The sequence below is a fragment of the Microbacterium sp. AC026 genome, assembly GCF_979258475.1.
Genome location: NZ_OZ409857.1, coordinates 2,010,574 through 2,026,525, shown reverse-complemented (window position 1 = coordinate 2,026,525; position 15,952 = coordinate 2,010,574). Strand labels below are relative to the sequence as shown.

General features: G+C 61.9%; 12 protein-coding genes. 7 read left to right on the top strand and 5 right to left on the bottom strand.

Going from position 1 to position 15,952, the window contains the following annotated elements:
- Positions 1-98 precede the first annotated feature (98 nt).
- A complete protein-coding gene (locus ACZZ93_RS10015) occupies positions 99-425 on the top strand; it encodes a hypothetical protein (RefSeq protein ID WP_463511000.1) in 327 nt (108 codons plus the stop codon).
- Between the two features lie 294 nt (positions 426-719).
- On the opposite strand, the gene ACZZ93_RS10010 is transcribed toward ACZZ93_RS10015, so the two are convergent.
- Positions 720-2,858 (bottom strand): hypothetical protein, encoded by a 2,139-nt coding sequence (locus ACZZ93_RS10010; protein WP_463510999.1) that lies wholly within the window; start codon positions 2,856-2,858, stop codon positions 720-722.
- A 92-nt stretch (positions 2,859-2,950) separates the two neighbouring features.
- A complete protein-coding gene (locus ACZZ93_RS10005) occupies positions 2,951-3,952 on the bottom strand; it encodes an SDR family NAD(P)-dependent oxidoreductase (RefSeq protein WP_463510998.1) in 1,002 nt (333 codons plus the stop codon).
- Positions 3,953-4,550: 598 nt separating this feature from the next.
- On the opposite strand from ACZZ93_RS10005, the gene ACZZ93_RS10000 reads away from it, so the two are divergent.
- The 3 genes from ACZZ93_RS10000 to ACZZ93_RS09990 all read left to right on the top strand — a co-directional run bounded on the left by ACZZ93_RS10000 (position 4,551) and on the right by ACZZ93_RS09990 (position 11,768).
- Positions 4,551-5,588 (top strand): hypothetical protein, encoded by a 1,038-nt coding sequence (locus ACZZ93_RS10000; protein ID WP_463510997.1) that lies wholly within the window; start codon positions 4,551-4,553, stop codon positions 5,586-5,588.
- Positions 5,585-7,903, top strand: a complete 2,319-nt coding sequence (locus tag ACZZ93_RS09995) for a type ISP restriction/modification enzyme (RefSeq protein WP_463510996.1) — start codon at positions 5,585-5,587, stop codon at positions 7,901-7,903. The genes ACZZ93_RS10000 and ACZZ93_RS09995 overlap by 4 nt, the downstream gene beginning before the upstream one ends.
- A 181-nt stretch (positions 7,904-8,084) precedes the next feature.
- On the top strand, positions 8,085-11,768 hold the full coding sequence (locus ACZZ93_RS09990; protein WP_463510995.1) for a YobI family P-loop NTPase: 3,684 nt from the start codon (positions 8,085-8,087) through the stop codon (positions 11,766-11,768).
- A gap of 74 nt (positions 11,769-11,842) precedes the next feature.
- Here the strand turns inward: ACZZ93_RS09990 and ACZZ93_RS09985 are convergent, their stop codons facing one another.
- Positions 11,843-12,871, bottom strand: a complete 1,029-nt coding sequence (locus tag ACZZ93_RS09985) for a restriction endonuclease (protein WP_463510994.1) — start codon at positions 12,869-12,871, stop codon at positions 11,843-11,845.
- A 126-nt stretch (positions 12,872-12,997) separates the two neighbouring features.
- Between ACZZ93_RS09985 and ACZZ93_RS09980 the strand changes: the two genes are divergently transcribed.
- Complete coding sequence (locus ACZZ93_RS09980; RefSeq protein WP_463510993.1) at positions 12,998-13,516, top strand: hypothetical protein; 519 nt, start codon at positions 12,998-13,000, stop codon at positions 13,514-13,516.
- A 91-nt stretch (positions 13,517-13,607) separates the two neighbouring features.
- Here ACZZ93_RS09980 and ACZZ93_RS09975 read toward each other — a convergent pair whose 3' ends face one another.
- Complete coding sequence (locus ACZZ93_RS09975) at positions 13,608-14,114, bottom strand: MarR family winged helix-turn-helix transcriptional regulator (RefSeq protein ID WP_463510992.1); 507 nt, start codon at positions 14,112-14,114, stop codon at positions 13,608-13,610.
- 90 nt (positions 14,115-14,204) lie between these two features.
- On the opposite strand from ACZZ93_RS09975, the gene ACZZ93_RS09970 reads away from it, so the two are divergent.
- Positions 14,205-14,906, top strand: a complete 702-nt coding sequence (locus ACZZ93_RS09970; protein ID WP_463510991.1) for an NADP-dependent oxidoreductase — start codon at positions 14,205-14,207, stop codon at positions 14,904-14,906.
- Positions 14,907-14,920: 14 nt separating this feature from the next.
- Positions 14,921-15,133 (top strand): zinc-binding dehydrogenase, encoded by a 213-nt coding sequence (locus ACZZ93_RS09965; RefSeq protein WP_463511734.1) that lies wholly within the window; start codon positions 14,921-14,923, stop codon positions 15,131-15,133.
- Between the two features lie 87 nt (positions 15,134-15,220).
- On the opposite strand, the gene ACZZ93_RS09960 is transcribed toward ACZZ93_RS09965, so the two are convergent.
- The gene (locus ACZZ93_RS09960; RefSeq protein ID WP_463510990.1) at positions 15,221-15,814 is read right to left on the bottom strand and encodes an HNH endonuclease signature motif containing protein; all 594 of its coding nucleotides are present in this window, start codon (positions 15,812-15,814) and stop codon (positions 15,221-15,223) included.
- Positions 15,815-15,952 lie beyond the last annotated feature (138 nt).

The window sequence follows — 15,952 nt, the reverse complement described above, 5'->3', positions numbered from 1 at the left end:
CTCACGCCGTTCTGACAGTCGGGAGCAGGCCCCCGTTGGAGGTCCACACTGGAATCCGTTTCGTAGGGAGATCGAAGGTTCTGCACGAGGCAGATGTCATGGTGATCCCGCAGAAGGACGCCGACCGGAGTCGCGCGGCCAGCGTCGACCCTCAAAGCAAATCGGCGCTATTGGTCATCGAGGCCAAGTACTGGACTAAGGCGGTGAAGCTTGGCACTGGCCGCGAGTTCCTCGGGCTGAAGCGAGACTCCTCGGCGAAGGCACAAGCGTTCGTTTGCACCATCGCGAAGTCGTCTGCCATTGCGTTGCTTGCCGGGTCGCCAGGGGTCGAGTACGACGAAGGTGTACTACCTAAACTGGCTGGGGAGCAGAGTCTCCGAAGCTATGTTCACCGGTTGTTGCGAGACTATCGGGATCGTCAGTAGCCCCTCGAGGCGTTCGCGAGTGACCAGGTCGCCCTCGAACTGTCGTCATGGTTCCAGTCAGAGAGGCTGGCAGCTCGCGTCGAGCCGGGCGACGTCTGCCGCGCCGATTGGTGGGACCGGGCAATGCCCGAGCAGATCGGCGGCGCACTCTGCACGATAATGATGTTCGGCGAACGTTCGTAACCAGATTTGTCTCGTCGTGGTTGTCATGGAAGCGTCTCGGACGCCTCTAAATAACGCTACAACAACCGCTCGCAGGGGACTGCTGACGCCGCGCTGCGAGCCGACGACCCGTCATTTCCCACCGCCGAGATCCGCGACGAGTCCCACTACGGCCGAGACGAGACCGAGCCCTTGAACGATGGCGGCCCAGATGATCCGACCAAGCTTAGCCGTCTCCGAGCGGCACCACTGGTAGAGAACCCAACACCCGAACGCGAGTCCCCCAACCATCACCACGATGACCAAAGGCCACGCCTTTAGGAAGAAAGCAGTCGCAATCGCAAGCACCCCTAGAACGACGATCCCGACCGATACGAGTACTCGTTTTAGTCGGAGGCGATGCCAAGCAAGCTCAACTTCGAGGTTCGACACCAGAGTGTTCGATGACTGGATTTCCTCGCGTGCAGAGCGCGCATCCTTTGCATGTGCCTCCGCGAGTGCCTCCGCTGCTTTTCGCGACGCTTCCGCATCAGCGACCGCTGCATCGGCACCCTCGACCTGAAGCCTGGCGATTCGTTCCTGCCGCTTAACCCTTGCAGCAAGCACATCGGCGGCGATGGCATTGGCTGTTCGCTCTGAGTGTTCCGCGTCGAGAGCAAGATCGAGGGTCATCTGTGCGTACCTAATATCCGTCTCTGAACCCCCGCGTTCAGGGGATAGACGCTCCGCAAGCTCAAGCGCGACGTCGCTTGGGAAGCGAGATGGGAGCAGCCACATCGCCTCTTCTACTAGTTGCGAAGCCGCCGCTTCGGCCAGACCCACGACGTCAACGGGGGGAACCGTGACGGACAGGAGCGTGCTCCACTGCGAGACGCTCAGCGTGAGTGCGACGCGATCCCCGCGGGCGATCTCGGCATACGGAGCTGAGAGGTGCCGGTCCGGGGTGATTATCCATCCGCCGGGCCAGCGGCTGCCGGTTTCTTGTCGTCGGCGACGGCGCCAGATGAGGGCCATGGACTCAGCGTCGCGCTGGATGGCGTTGTTACTTCTATGGGTGCCCGCCACCTCTCGTTCGAGAGCAACCCTGCAACGGTCCACGTTGGGACGATCGTTATCGTTGAAGTGCTCACGGACGGTTACACCCAAGCCTTGAAGTCGTTGGGCGATCGACTTGGCCGCGCCGACCATCTGGTCGATCGACTTGTATGTGCCGTCTCGGAGCACCTCGATCGCAAACGATGGAAGCTGGTTCGGCGCGAGACTCGCGTACCACTCTTCTTTTATCCCGCGGGCATGAGCTTGAGCGAACTGTTCGCGGATCTGCGGCACCTCGAGTTCGATGACGCCGATAAGTTCATCGATGGAGTGTTGGCAGACCACGACATCCCATCCCGCTTCCACCGCGGTCGTGATGGTGACGGTGACAGATTGGCTCACCCGAGACGGTCCAATGAGCTCGATCAGCACAGGCGTGTCAATTAGGGCCCTCTGGTTTACGGGAGATCCGAGCGCGTCCAGCACTGCGGCTGACTCACGACCCGCCACGTAGGAATGGAGGACACACCCAGTGGTGATGTGCGAGACCAGTTCGTCTCCAAACGGATCGAGCGGGTCCAGCGCCGAGACGGTGCACGCCTTCAAGAACTCGATGATGCTCGCTTCGGATTGGACGTCATCAAGGTGAGACAAGACAAGGTTTCGGTCCACTTTGCGAGGCGAGAGTCGCTTACCCACGAGATGGTCCACTCGACCGAGATACGCGTCCTGGGACGCGGTGATGCCAGCAATCAGTGCACCGACAATACGCTCCAGCCACAACTCTGCCTGCGGGGGATTGATATTGAGGCCGAGATCACTTTTCGCCTTTATCCGCAGCGCTGCGGCGGTGCGCTCGCGGAGTGAGCTAACCCAATCCACTTGACGCTGTACGTCGTCCACGCCCCTCGGGGTCAGCTGCCAAAGTCTTGCTTCGTCGAGTCCCGTCACGAGGTGGAGTAGTCCGAGTTCAGCGCCCATCGAGAGCGACGTCTCAACGTCCTCGACCCCAACCCGAGCGCCTGGCCAAACACGAGTCACCACACTTCGAAGCTCATCGGTGGTTTTGTCTCCGTCGCGCAACGAGTGGCACGCAGCAGCCAAGATCAGATCCGGCTTCGTGGCAGATTTCGAGGCCTGAACGAGGCTATGTACTGCGCCAACGAAAGCGTATCCATGAGCCAGCAGCTCTACGTCATCACTGGCGAAGCTGTCATCCAATACTTCTCCGGCCATCCAGCACCCCTTTCCCCTCAGTCACAGTACCGACGTCAGCACGTAACTCACGGCAGCCAGGCATGCGTGCCGCCGAGGGGCGGCCGGCCGGCTTACTGCACCGACCATCCCCCATCGGATGCCAGAACCGCACCGTTGATGTTCACGGCGTCGTCTGACAGCAGGAATGTGATCGACGCCGCGAGGTGCTCGGCGGTTGCGACCGTCGGGATCGCCTGCTGGAACGGGGCCAGGCGACCGGAGCCGTACTCCGACATGTGCGGGGGCATCGGGATGCCGGTGGCGACGCCGCCCGGTGCGACGGAGTTCACGCGGATGCCCTTCGGTCCGTACATGAACGCCGCGGACTTCGTGACGCCGATGATGCCGTGCTTGCTGGCCGTGTAGGCGTTGCCCGACGAGTTGCCGCGCAGACCCGCTTCGCTCGAGACGTTGAGGATCGAGCCGCGGCCGGCCTTCTCCATGATCGGCAGCACCGCGCGCATGAGCTTGAACGGGGCGGTGAGGTTGATGGCGATGACGCGGTCCCAGACGGCATCCGTCGTCTCGCCCGCGGGGGAGAAGTCGTCGTTGATGCCGGCGACGTTCGCTAGGGCGTCGATGCGGTCGCCCGCGGCGGCGATGACGGCGTCGATCGCTTCCTGTTTCGTGAGGTCGCCCGCGACGGTGGTGATGTCGGCATCCGGCAGCTCGGCCTTCAGGGCGTCAAGCTTGTCGGCGGCGATGTCGGATGCGATGACACGTCCGCCTTCGCGGGCGACGCGGGATGCCGTGGCCTTGCCGATTCCGGATGCTGCGCCCGTGACGATCACGGTCTTGCCGGCAAAACGTCCGCTGGTGGGCTTCTCGGTCCAGCCCTCGGACTCGTCGGCCTCGGGGATCTCGCCGCCGTTGGCAGCGCGCACGAGGTCGTCGACGACCGACTGGGGCAGCTGGCCCTGGCTCATCGCGACGAGCTGCTGCAGCGGCAGGCCGAGCACGGGGGTGAGGAGCTCGGGGTCGGCGCCCGTCTGCTCGAAGAGTCCGCGGATGAGTGGCCCGCCGGTCGGGTCGTTCATCCAGTCGCCGATGGTGGAGTGTGCGGTGAGGGCCATGGTCGAGCTCCTTGAGACTTGGGTTACGCAACGGTGCGTCTACTTATGTCTCAGTGTACGCCTGAGTGCGCTCGGAAGGTGCCTCGTCCTCGCAGCAGAAAAGCGCGCCGGTTCGTTCTGGATGCGATGCGCGCGCCCTGACGGCCGGTGGCTACGGGGCCGTGACCATCGAAGGGCTCGCGGGGTCCGCCGGGGTGTCGAAGCAGACGATCTAACGGGGGTGTGGGTCGAAGGTCGCTATCCTCGGGGAAGCTCTTGTTGACGGTAGTCTGCCCGGAGCGGATGTTGCCGTGCCCTCTCGGATGATCTTGGCGCTGACCTGCGGGCGTTGTCCACGGCGGTGTCGGCCTGGTTGGCGGATGGCGATGGCGTCGCCAGCTTGCACGCCGTCCGATCCCATGTGGTTGATGGGGCAGCACCTGTCCTCAACTCCAACGATCGCCCGCGAATCCAGAAATCCGAATCGCGTTTTATGCCTACAAAGTCGATTCGGCCGTTTGATTACGCGGGCTGATCGGCATGTGTGCCACCTCGACGCTAAGAAGGTTTACTCGAAGGCAGCTGGCTCAGGGGACACGCCCGAGCACGATGGAAGGCCGTGTCGGGACCGCCCGCTACGTTTGCAGTTGTGGTGACATTCGGGGAATCAGTATCAGCGCTCGGCGCCGGACTCAAGTCAAAGCTCGCCCTACATGCGGTGTCTGGCGAGCCCGAAGAACAGCTCCGTCCACCGGTGGAAGCCTTCCTCATTTCCAGCGCCGCCGCGCTCGGGTTCGATGACGTCGCTGTCGTAGGCGAAGTGAAGATGCCCGAAGTAGCGTCGAGACCTGACTTCGCGGTCGATCGGGCTGGATTGCTGGTCGGGTTCGTCGAGGTTAAGGCACTCGGCAAGGGCGCGGACCCACGGCGATTCAAGACGAAGCACGACGTAGCTCAGTTTGAACGATTGAGACTGCTTCCAAATGTGATCTACACGGATGGGCAGCAGTGGAGTCTCTGGCAGAACGGTGAGCGAGTTGGGTCGGTATTGACTCTCAACGATGACGTCGAGGTGGCCGGGGCTTCACTTGCCGCGCCAACGGAATTTGAGTCACTGCTGTACAAGTTCTACTCTTGGGCGCCGATTGCCCCGAAGTCGGCGTCTGAACTCGCCTCCGTATCCGCACGGCTGTGCCGTTTTCTTCGCGACGATGTTGAGTTTGAACTCTCCGGTGGTGACGCGATTCTTAAGAAGACAGCCAAAGACTGGCGCCACCTCCTCTTCCCCGATGCAACCGACAAGCAGTTCGCGGATGGGTACGCCCAGGCGGTGACGTTTGGACTCCTAATCGCGCAGGCGAAGGGGATCTCGCTTGAGCTACCGACTGATCAGGTCGCCAAGAAGCTTGGCGACTCCAACTCGCTAATCGGCCGTGCCCTTCTGATTCTCGGTGACGCCGCGGAGAAGACGTCAAGTCTGGTCGGAGCGATTGACACGATGAAGCGCGTCTTTTCGGCCGTGAAGTGGCACCTGCTGGAGCGTGGAAACACCGATGCATGGTTGTACTTCTACGAGCATTTCCTCGCAGAGTATGACCCTGCTCTCCGAAAAAAACTGGCTCCTACTACACCCCGCCCGAGGTCGTGCGTGCCATGACGAACCTTGCAGATGAGGCTCTGCGTGATCTCGTCGACCTCACTGGCGGTCTCGCGGATCCCACCGTTCGTCTCATCGACCCCGCGATGGGAACTGGGACCTACCTCCTCGAGGTCCTTCGTGTCGTCGCCGAACGATACGCCACCGATTATGGAATTGGGGGACAAGGGCCAGCAGTCACAGCTCTGCTTTCCCGCGTCATTGGCTTCGAGATTCAGCTCGGCCCTTTCGCCGTCGCGCAGCTCCGGTTGCTTGCAGAGCTGGAATCCTTCGGGAGCACCGCCTTGGCCGGCGATCTGCGCACTTATGTCGCAGATACGCTGTCGAACCCCTACCAAGAGAGTGAGTTGTTTGGGCAGCTCGGGCAGTTCTACGAGCCCATTGCGGCCTCGCGACGCGCAGCAGACAAGATCAAGCGCGACGAGCAGATCATGGTGATTCTGGGAAATCCCCCATACAAGGAGAAGGCAGCGGGGCTCGGGGGCTGGATTGAGACCGGTGGGGTAAGTGGTGCCGCGCCTCTCCGCGACTACACACCTCCGCCGTCATGGGGCGTGGGGCCGCACGTTAAGAATCTCCGAAACCTGTACGTCTACTTTTGGCGCTGGGCTGCCTGGAAAGCTTTTGATTCGGTGCCGCGCCACAAACCGGGGATTGTCAGCTTCATCACCGCTGCCGGCTGGCTCGACGGCGAGGGTTTCCAGCAGATGCGCGCGAAACTGCGGGAGCAAGCAACCGACGTCTACGTGATCGAATGTTCTCCGGAGGGACATCAGGCGCCAGTTGCATCCCGAGTCTTCCAGCAGGTGCAGCACGCGGTTTGCATTGTCATGGCCGTTCGCCGACCTGACTCGGATCCTGGCGTTGGTCGAGTGCTCGTACGTTCGCTGGCCGCCGGACAGAGGAAGCAAAAGTTTGCTGAGCTTCTCGAGGTTCGGCTGGATGACGACGGGTGGCTCGAGGCTTCAGAGCATTCAAGAGCTCCGTTCGCCCCGCTCGATAACTCAGACTGGGCTAACTATCCGGCGCTGGGCGATCTGTTCACGTACGACGGATCCGGCGCGATGATCGGCCGCACCTGGCCGGTTGCCCCGGACGCGTACACGCTCAACGAGCGGACCAAGCATCTCCTGTCGGCTGTGGAGGTGAACGTGCAGCGAGAGCTCTTTCTCGAGCACCCGACCGATCGGCGAGTCGACAAGCGAAACGTTGGTGGGTTGCCGGGTTTTGCAGACCAACACGATTCAGTACGCGAATCAGACTCGCTGGAATCGCCAATCCGTTACAGCTTCCGATCGCTTGATCGGCAGTGGATCATTCCGGACAAGCGAGTCATCAACCGGCCGAATCCTTCGTTATGGGCATCTGCGGGCGACGAGCAGGCGTTCATGACGGCACCCAATGAGGAGCCGCCGCGCGGCGGTCCTGCCGTATCGATCGCGGCAACGCCGCCCGACATGCATCATTACGGCAATCGCGGCGGCCGCGTCTACCCGCTTAGGTTCCCGAACCCTTGGACGAGCAACGTTCGCCCGGACCTCCTTGCCACCCTCAAAGATGTCTACGGGGAGGACGTGGCGCCCGACGATGTTTTCTATTACGCTGCCGGGATCTCGAGTCAGTCAGCGTACGTAGATCGCTTTAAGCAGCAGTTGTCGAGGCCAGGCGTGCGCGTTCCATTCACGGCTGACGTCGGATTGTTTAAGCGCGTGGCAGCGCTGGGACGCGAGGTGGTGTTCCTGCACACCTACGGAACTCGTGGAGCGAAGGGCGACCACTTCACGTCGAGCGGCGGGGCGCCCCGCCTGCCCGCGGATCGCGCGCCATACGCACTCGCTGCTTCGCCGATGCCTTCGCAAGCGGAGGAGTTTCCGAACGAACTCTCGTTCGATGAATCCTCCAGCACGCTTTATGTGGGTGCCGGTGCGATCGGGAACGTGACACCTGCCATCCGCGGATACGAGATTGATGGAACGCGGATCATCGACAGGTGGTTCTCCAGCCGAAAGTACGATCGCACAAAGCCCACCATGCAGAATCGACGCGAATCGGTGCTTGACGGATTCAAACCGACAACCTGGCTCCCCGAGTACACCGCAGATCTCATTGACTTGTTGAACGTGATCGGTCTCCTAGTGGATCTTGAACCGAAGCAGGCAGGCGCGCTCGAGCAGGTACTCGCGGGGCAACTGATCGATGGACTGGTGCCGGACCCATACGCAGACCAGAGTGTTACACATACCAGGTCCACGCAGGAGGAGCTGCGTGCTGCGCAGTTCGGCGCAGTCGGGCTGCCTGGGTTCGACGGTCTTTAAAACAGACTGACCGATCGATGCGGGCGATCATGATCATCGAAATGGCTGTCCGGCGACACCTCCGCGCGTGACGCAGGACCGCAAGCCGGAGCAACAAGTCCGCGTTCGGCTCTACCCTGCTTGACTGTCGTTTCGGACTTCGCTGTCACAATCGGGGTTACCTATGCGAATCAGGAAAAACATGACAGCGAGTGAATCGACCGCCGCTGATAGTACAAATGTAGGTGACGGGGCTCGGCGGCTCGACGAGTGGGACCTGGTCGCGCTCACGCCGAACTTCATGGAGTCGGAACACTCACAGTATGCGAACGCCATAGTCAAGGCGCTGGATAGCCCCCTCATACGTAACATCGCGCTCTCAGGTAACTACGGTGTCGGCAAGAGCAGCATTATCCAGGAAGTCTCGAGGCTCAAAGGTGATGAAGTGGTCGAGCTGTCCTTGTCGACGCTCGCTCCGATTGAGCAGTCAGACCTCGATGAATCGGTGCCGCGACAAGCAACAACTCCGACGAACCGAATTCAACAGGAGATCGTCAAGCAGCTGCTCTACCGGGAGGAGCCCGACAACGCTGCTGGCTCGCGCTTCCGCCGCATCGAACGGTTCAACCAGCGGCGCGAGGCCGCACTCGCCGGGTTAGCTGGGCTCGTCTTCACGCTCATCTTTCTCATTGCCGGATGGGGTGCAATTACCGCCACGACTCTCGAGCCGCTGGGTGAGATCGGACTGTGGGTTTACCCCGGGGCCTTTCTCGTCTCGAGCGGGGCAGCCTACCTCACCCGCTGGCTGCTGCACGGCCGTGTCCACATTAGACAGTTCTCCGCCGGGCCCGCTGCGGTGACTCTCGATGAGAAGTCCGTGTCCTACTTCGACCAGTACCTCGACGAGATCGTGTACTTCTTCGAGACCTCGAAGCATCGCGTGGTCATCTTTGAGGACATCGACCGCTTCAACGACTCGCACATCTTTGAGACCCTCCGTTCCCTCAATACGCTTCTGAACACTGCGCCGCAGATCGAGAACCGCCCGGTCCGGTTCATCTACGCGATCAAAGACAGCATCTTTGACCGCATCGGCCTCGAACTTGAGGGGCGCAAGCCCGACGCCGCCGCCACGGGCCTCGAAGATCCGGCCCAGGCGGAATCGGTGCGCGCGAATCGGACGAAGTTCTTCGACCTGGTTATCCCAGTGGTGCCATTTATCACGCACCGTAGCGCGCGCAACCTGACGACGCAGATCCTTCGGGGCATCACGCACGAAGTGTCAAACGACCTGATCGATCTTGCCGGTCGTTTCGTCCCAGACATGCGCCTCCTGAAGAACGTCCGCAACGAGTTCGTGGTTTTCCGCGGCCGGATCTTCTCTGGTGACGGCGACAAGCTAGATCTGAGCGAGACCCACCTATTCGCAATGATGCTCTACAAGAGCACCCACCTCAGCGACTTCGAGGTGATCCGCCTCGGCAAGAGCAAGCTCGACCGGCTGTACGGAATCAGTCGGTCTCTCGTCGGCGTGAACGTAGCCCGGGTCGAGCGCGAGCTCCGCGCGTTGCGCCAAGAGCTCACGCGGGCCGGCAGTGCCACGGCGAGAGCGCCGCGCCTGGGCCAGCACTTGATCGAACGCATCGGGATGATGGTGAGGGCGACGGCAATGCAGCCAGCCAACGCTGCCTACCAATTCGCCGGCAGCGCGCGCACGGCTGACTACTTCCACTCGGCAGGGTTCTGGAAGTCGCTCGCCGAAGGAGATGGGTCCGCTGCCGTCATCTGGCACAACCCGTATTACGGCGGGAATCAGATCACCCTGAACAAGGCGGATATCGAGGCGCTCGTCGGGGAAAAGCTCGACCCGACTGCCTGGAAAGAAGCGGACCGCGATGCCGCGAACGAGAAGATCGCAGAGCTGCAGGAAAATCTGGCGTTCCTGCGCAAAGCGGACATGGCCGATCTTATCAAGCGTCCCGAGTTTCTCGGGGGCTTCGAGGGGGAGCAAGTTTCGCTTGAGACGGTCGCTCAGAAGCTGTTGACTCGTGGCCTCGCGTTTGAGCTTTTGAAGGCAGGCCTCATCGACCGCAACTTCACGCTGTACACGTCGACATTCCACGGTGACCGAGTGAGCCCTGCAGCGACGAACTTCATCATTCATCATGTCGAGAGCGGTCTCATGGATGAGCACTTCCGGCTCGATCCCGCCGATGTCGACGCGGTCATTAGGGAACGAGGTGAGCCGTCTCTCTCCGACCCTGCCCTTTACAACGTGCACATCCTCGATCACCTTCTCGGCACTAAGAAACCCTCGGCGCGCGTCATGATCGCAGCGCTCGCGCGGTTCGACGCTGACAGCATCCGGTTCTTGCAGAGCTACCTAGCCAGTGGCGCCCACGCCGACCGACTGATTGCCCGGCTCACCGGTGTCAGTCCACGCGTGCTCACCTACCTCATCGGTGAAGCCGAGCTCGACGACGAAGCGCGGAGCGCCCTTGTAAGCGGGTGCCTGGCACGCCTCGCGGATCGGCCGAAACAGCGAGTTGATGACGCGGCCAAGAAGTTCTTGGCGGCAAACTATTCGGAGCTCCCGGCCGCCGTCTCCGACGAGCTCACCGTGCAAGCGGCGGGCCGCATCGCGTCGTTGTTCAAAGAAGCTGGGATCGTCATCCCTGACCTGACGCCACTGAGCGACCGCATGCGTTCGGCATTTGTTCGGCTTGGAAATTACGAGATGAACGCGGGGAACCTACACGCCGCCCTCGGCGAGGATGTTGGACTCGGGCTGGACGAGATCCGCGAGAAGTCTCGAGAGTACGTCTTTCGCAAAGCGCTTGCGGAACTCCCCGCCTATCTCTCTGCCATCGGAGGTGAATCTCCTTCAAACGCGACGGAGGCAGGTTTCGCAGCGGTGATCGTCGAGATACAGGACGCGGCGCCGACGTTCGTCGATGCGGTTGTCGCTGCCGCGTCACCTGAGAGTCAGATCTTGGACCTCGACGACGTTCCCACTGAGACGTGGGTGTCACTTGCGCAGGCGAACCGCTTCCCGGCGACCCTCGCGAATGTGACGGCCTACGTGGCTCACATCGGAGGAGTGGATGCTGCGCTGGCGATTGTCCTCGACGCGGGGGCGATCACCGAACTCGACGACGCCGACGAGGTGGTGAAGAGAGACCTGGCCGAAACGCTAATATCTGCGGCTACGACGCTCCGGCCGGTTCTGCGTGCCAAGCTTGCTGAGAGTCTGAATCTGAAGAACTACATCGCTGCCAGCAGTCTGGCCGCTGAGCGCGGTGTGTTGTTCGCAGAGCTACGGTCTCGGAACGTCATCTCAGCCAGTGCCGCCACGTATCAGCACCTCGCCGCTACCGACTGGGTGACAAGAGAGGGCGTGCTTCGCTCCTCCCCGAATCTTCGAGAGTGGATAACCCCAGAGCTGGTGCAGGGCGATCTCGGACCGCTGCTCGCGAGTTCTGCCGTCAGCGACGCGGTGAAGCGTGAAATCGTCAAACACGCCGACGAGTACGCACCGCATGGCGGTCCTGCGGGGCTCCTTCAATTGGCACGGCTGGCGGCCGGCCTCGGGATTACCATTAGCTACGCAGTTGTGGCTCAGATGGCCGCCAATCACGCGCCGGCGGATCAGGTACTGACGCTCCTGCGGCCGTACTTGATCAACGCGACAGCAGAACAAGTGTTCGTCGTCTTGCGTGCGCTCGGTGGCGAGTACCTGAAGCTCACATACGTCGGACGCGACAAACCCAAGGTGCCGAGTTCATCGGCAAGCATCGCGCTTCTCGATGCGCTTTACTCGAAGGGCATAGTCGCCAGCTTCGACAGGACATCGAATCCGATCAAGGTCAACAAAAGACTTAAGTGAACGAGCCCGTGGAAGCGTAGGAGCTACGTCCGAGCCGCGGTCTCGCGGCTCGATGAAGCTTCTGTCACGAACGGTCAGGCTTCGGCGCTATCCGACACAACCAGCACGCTTGTCAACGGGATCTCCGCCCGCCAACGCTGCGGAAGCTTTTCGTAGTTTTCCAGCACCATCGTCACGAGGTCCTCGCCGGTGAGCAGCCGAAGTCCAGGACGCTGACGTTCGATCGCCAAAGCGTCACGCGTGTAAGAGCCCAAGGTGACAAAGAGCGACAGCTCGCCCAGGCCCTGTGTACCGATGAGTTGCTGTACTTCAGGTGAGCCGACCGTGCCCGTATGGTGCTTGCACTGCACCTTGATAAGAGGCGGTTCAACGCCGAGCGGATCACGATGTGCAATGACATCGACACCACCGTCCTGCGAGTATTGCGTCACGCGGGCTTGGTAGCCCAGGGCGCGGAGAAGAGCTGCCGTGAAGTCCTCAAACTCCTGGTGGGTTAGTCGTTTGTGGAGCGCTTCGAGGACGAAGTCGCGCGTGTGGCGCTCGATGCGAGACGCCCGCGGCTCATCGTCAGTGTCGTCTGCCGTCTGCGATTCAATGATCTTCCTCTCGACGGCCTGAGAGACCTGCTCGAGTGACCTGCCGGTGCTGTTGAGTGCCGCGAGGAACTCATCGGTGTGGTTTCGGATGCGGAACACTGCGAGAACGGAACCGATCTCGTAGAGCGCGGACTGTGTGAAGACGGTCCGCGGCAGACCCAGCTGCTTCCATGCGACCTTGCGACGATGCCGATGGACCGTCGCATCGGCTTCGAAGTAGTACGCGCTCGTGACGATGCCGATGTTGATCGTGGAGTTTGGCTTGAACGGAGCCACGATGACATCGCCGACCTGCATTTCATCACGGAAGCGAACGAGCACCCCCGCCTGCCCTGCGATCGAACGCGGTTTCGCATCGGGGGTGAGCTCGCTGAGCCTGGACTTGATCCCCTCTCGACCGCCGCTGATGTCGGTCAGTGAGCCGAGCTCATCCCAACCGATGCTGATGAACCCCTCATCAATGAGTTCATTCGTGAGTACGTTGTTGTGCACGCCCCAGACATTCATCTGATTGCTCCCGATGCTGTTCGTGGTCTCTGCCCTATCTTGCCGCACCCCTGGCGGGGGGGGGGGGGGCAGGGCAGCGGGGTAGTGGATGATTGCGCTGGACACGAAGATAGGATCACATTTGTGATGGCGGAGATAAGTGCTTGGGCTTCCCTACTGGCGGCTGTCTTATCGATCGGGCTGGAAATTTGGCGAGCACGCAACGTCAGCCGAGACTCGAATTCGCTTCAGGCCGGACTAGCGGATGTAAGCATCGCGGACCGCAACCGGGTTACCCGCGGGGTTAGCGCAAGATCAGTTCTGCCGGTAATAGCGTTGAGCCTGTCGGCCGTAGCTTTGAATGCTTTCAAGACTACCTTGGAGGTTCGGGCGGACTTGCTCCAGAACCCGATCGCCGACTCCGGCGCGGTGACGATTGCCACTCACGAAGAAGCTCTGATCCTGGCAAGTGAGTTCGGGGCAACGAGCGAAGTGATGGCCACTCTCGTGATCATCTTCCTTGTGGTCGGATCGTTCCTCTTGCTGCGGATAGTCGCTGCGTACGGTATTCGCGTGGTTGAGACTTTGAGGGCGGTGGTTTCCACAACCAGAACCCGCTACGCCGAAGATGAGGGATCCCGCAAGCCGAAAGATGAAGTTCAGTGACTCTTTCCGCTGACGGCGCATCCGCCCATGCCTCCGAAGGTTCCGGAGAGCGTGTTCGCGAAGCCCGTTGCCACTCACGACGCGCCGCCGGCTAGTTCGGTTTCGTGGTGCGAGTTCGCGGGGTAGCACTCCGCGGCGGTTCCGCCCGAAGGTGCCCGCTAACCTGAGTCATCACCCGCGCAAGCATCTCCACATCCGCCCCACTGAGCGACTCGAACAGATGCGTCTTCACGGCCTCGATGTGCCCCGGGAACACATTCGCCAGCACATCCCGCCCTTCGTCCGTGATCGCGACGATGGTGCTGCGCTCATCCTCCGGTGACGGTCCACGCTGGACGAGCCCGCGCTCCTCCAGGGACTGCGCCTGATACGTCAGCCCGCTCCGGCTGTACACGACTCCATCCGCAAGATCCGTCATCCTCTGTGACCCATCCGGAGCGTCGCCGAGCCGCGCGAGCAGCTGGAACTGCACGTAGCTGAGCTTGCCGACGTCGCGCAGCTGCTTCTCGACCGCATGCCGCAGCAGGCTGCTCACCTCGGTGAAGGCGAAGTAGGCCGCGAGCTCCGTCGGGGAGAGCTGAGGGGGTCGTGTGCTCATGGTTCCAGTATACGTATTGCTTCGAATTCGAAGCAGTGCTACCTTCAACCCAGTGCTTCGAATTCGAAGTACTTGACGAGAGGGAAGATTATGAAGGCAGTACTGTTCCACGAAGTGGGCGGCCCCGAGGTTCTGCAGTACGAGGAGATCGACAAGCCAACCCCGGGCGTCGGTCAAGTGCGGCTGCGCGTCGCAGCATCCGCGTTCAGTGCCGCCGACAACGGCATGCGCGCGGGCTTCCTGCCGATCCCGGTGGTGCTCCCGCACATCCCCGGATACGACGTCTCAGGAACGATCGACGCCCTGGGTGACGGAGCCGAAGGCTTGACTGTGGGTGACGCGGTGATCGCCTTCCTGCCGATGGCAACCGACGGCGGAGCGGCGGAGTACGTCATCGCCCCGGCGGACGCGCTCGTCGCGGCACCGACCAGTGTGCCGCTCGCGGATGCTGCGGCGTTCCCGTCGGTCGCGTTGACCGCGCGTCAGGCTCTTTTCGACGACGGCGGCCTCGATGCCGGTCAGCGAGTGCTCGTCGTCGGTGCCGGCGGAGTGGTCGGCAAGTACGCGATCGCTCTGGCGAAGCGTGCGGGCGCATACGTCATCGCGACGGCCAGCCCGCGGAGTACGGATACCGTGCGTGCGGCGGGCGCCGACGAGATCATCGACCACACCGAGACCGACGTTCTGGAAGCCGTCACCGAGCAGGTTGACCTCCTGCTCAACCTGGCTCCCATCGAGCCGGACGAGTTCACCGCTCTGGTGCGACTCGTGCGCGACGGGGAGTCGTGGTGAGCACCACGGCCTGGATGCCGGCGCCGGATGATGCCAGCCGGGGAGTGCGGTCTGTGGTTGTGTTCGTACGGAGCGATGCGGAGAAGCTTGCCGAGCTCGTGGCGCTGGTTGATAGCGGGGTACTCGCGCTTGAGGTCACTCGTCGCATCCCGTTGACTGAGCTTCCGGCGCTTCACGCGGAAGCGGCTGAGGGGCCGATCTCAGGCAAGGTCATCGTCCTCCCGTAACGATCGGCACTTCGATCGCCGCATTGGTCCCGAGCGCACATTGTTCGCGCATCCGGGGCCAAGCCGCGAGCGATCGGGGTGGCTGCGTCAGTCGAGCGCAGCGCGCTGCTCGGCGTAGGCTGCTCGGACTCGCACTCGGATCTCCTGAGCTTCCTCGTCGGCCACGCGCATGAGCGCCAGCAGCTTCTTGTGGTGGGCCCAGTGCTTCTCCCACAGGTCAGCGCCAGCGGCTGCTTCGAAGTCGATCTTTGTAGGAACGCCGCGGTCCTCATACTCCTGCAGTCGCGCTATCCGCTCCTCGACGTCAGCGACGCCCCGAGCCGTAGGCGACAGCCGAGCGGTGCTGCGCATCCAGGTGAGCCAATGCTTGTTGCCCTTGCTCTGGTTGCACTTCCCGCACGCGGGCACAAGATTGTGGATCTCAGAGATGTACCCCGTGGGCCGCTGGCGCTCCACGAGTGGGCGGAGGTGATCCCACTCGGTACTCGTGTCGCCGCAGTAGGAGCAGGTCACGCGTTCGAGCATCCCGAGAATCTTCAGGGCTTCCCGCACTTCGGCCTCCGTCGGAACCACGACGGGAATGACGCCGTTCACGAAGGAGTTCGTGATGCTCGAACTGCGTCCGGTGATGCGGACAGGCTTCGGCATGGCGAACAGGCTGAGGTAGGGGAGGTTGGTCATGGTTCGATCTTGGCTGATTCGCTCGACAAGCCTCACGAGGACGGGAGATTCCTATCGCACGGGCCGAGCTTCCGCCGCTTGCCCTTAGGTTCAATCACGGTTCAGGGGATCGACCGATTCGCTCGTAACGAACCTGCA

Coding starts and splice junctions, on each gene's coding strand:
- ACZZ93_RS10005 (WP_463510998.1), bottom strand. CDS start 3,952: ATGGCCCTCACCGCACACTCCACCATCGGCGACTGGATGAACGACCCG.
- ACZZ93_RS10010 (WP_463510999.1), bottom strand. CDS start 2,858: ATGGCCGGAGAAGTATTGGATGACAGCTTCGCCAGTGATGACGTAGAG.
- ACZZ93_RS09995 (WP_463510996.1), top strand. CDS start 5,585: ATGACGAACCTTGCAGATGAGGCTCTGCGTGATCTCGTCGACCTCACT.
- ACZZ93_RS09985 (WP_463510994.1), bottom strand. CDS start 12,871: ATGAATGTCTGGGGCGTGCACAACAACGTACTCACGAATGAACTCATT.
- ACZZ93_RS09990 (WP_463510995.1), top strand. CDS start 8,085: ATGACAGCGAGTGAATCGACCGCCGCTGATAGTACAAATGTAGGTGAC.
- ACZZ93_RS09965 (WP_463511734.1), top strand. CDS start 14,921: ATGCCGGCGCCGGATGATGCCAGCCGGGGAGTGCGGTCTGTGGTTGTG.
- ACZZ93_RS09975 (WP_463510992.1), bottom strand. CDS start 14,114: ATGAGCACACGACCCCCTCAGCTCTCCCCGACGGAGCTCGCGGCCTAC.
- ACZZ93_RS09970 (WP_463510991.1), top strand. CDS start 14,205: ATGAAGGCAGTACTGTTCCACGAAGTGGGCGGCCCCGAGGTTCTGCAG.
- ACZZ93_RS09960 (WP_463510990.1), bottom strand. CDS start 15,814: ATGACCAACCTCCCCTACCTCAGCCTGTTCGCCATGCCGAAGCCTGTC.
- ACZZ93_RS09980 (WP_463510993.1), top strand. CDS start 12,998: ATGGCGGAGATAAGTGCTTGGGCTTCCCTACTGGCGGCTGTCTTATCG.
- ACZZ93_RS10015 (WP_463511000.1), top strand. CDS start 99: ATGGTGATCCCGCAGAAGGACGCCGACCGGAGTCGCGCGGCCAGCGTC.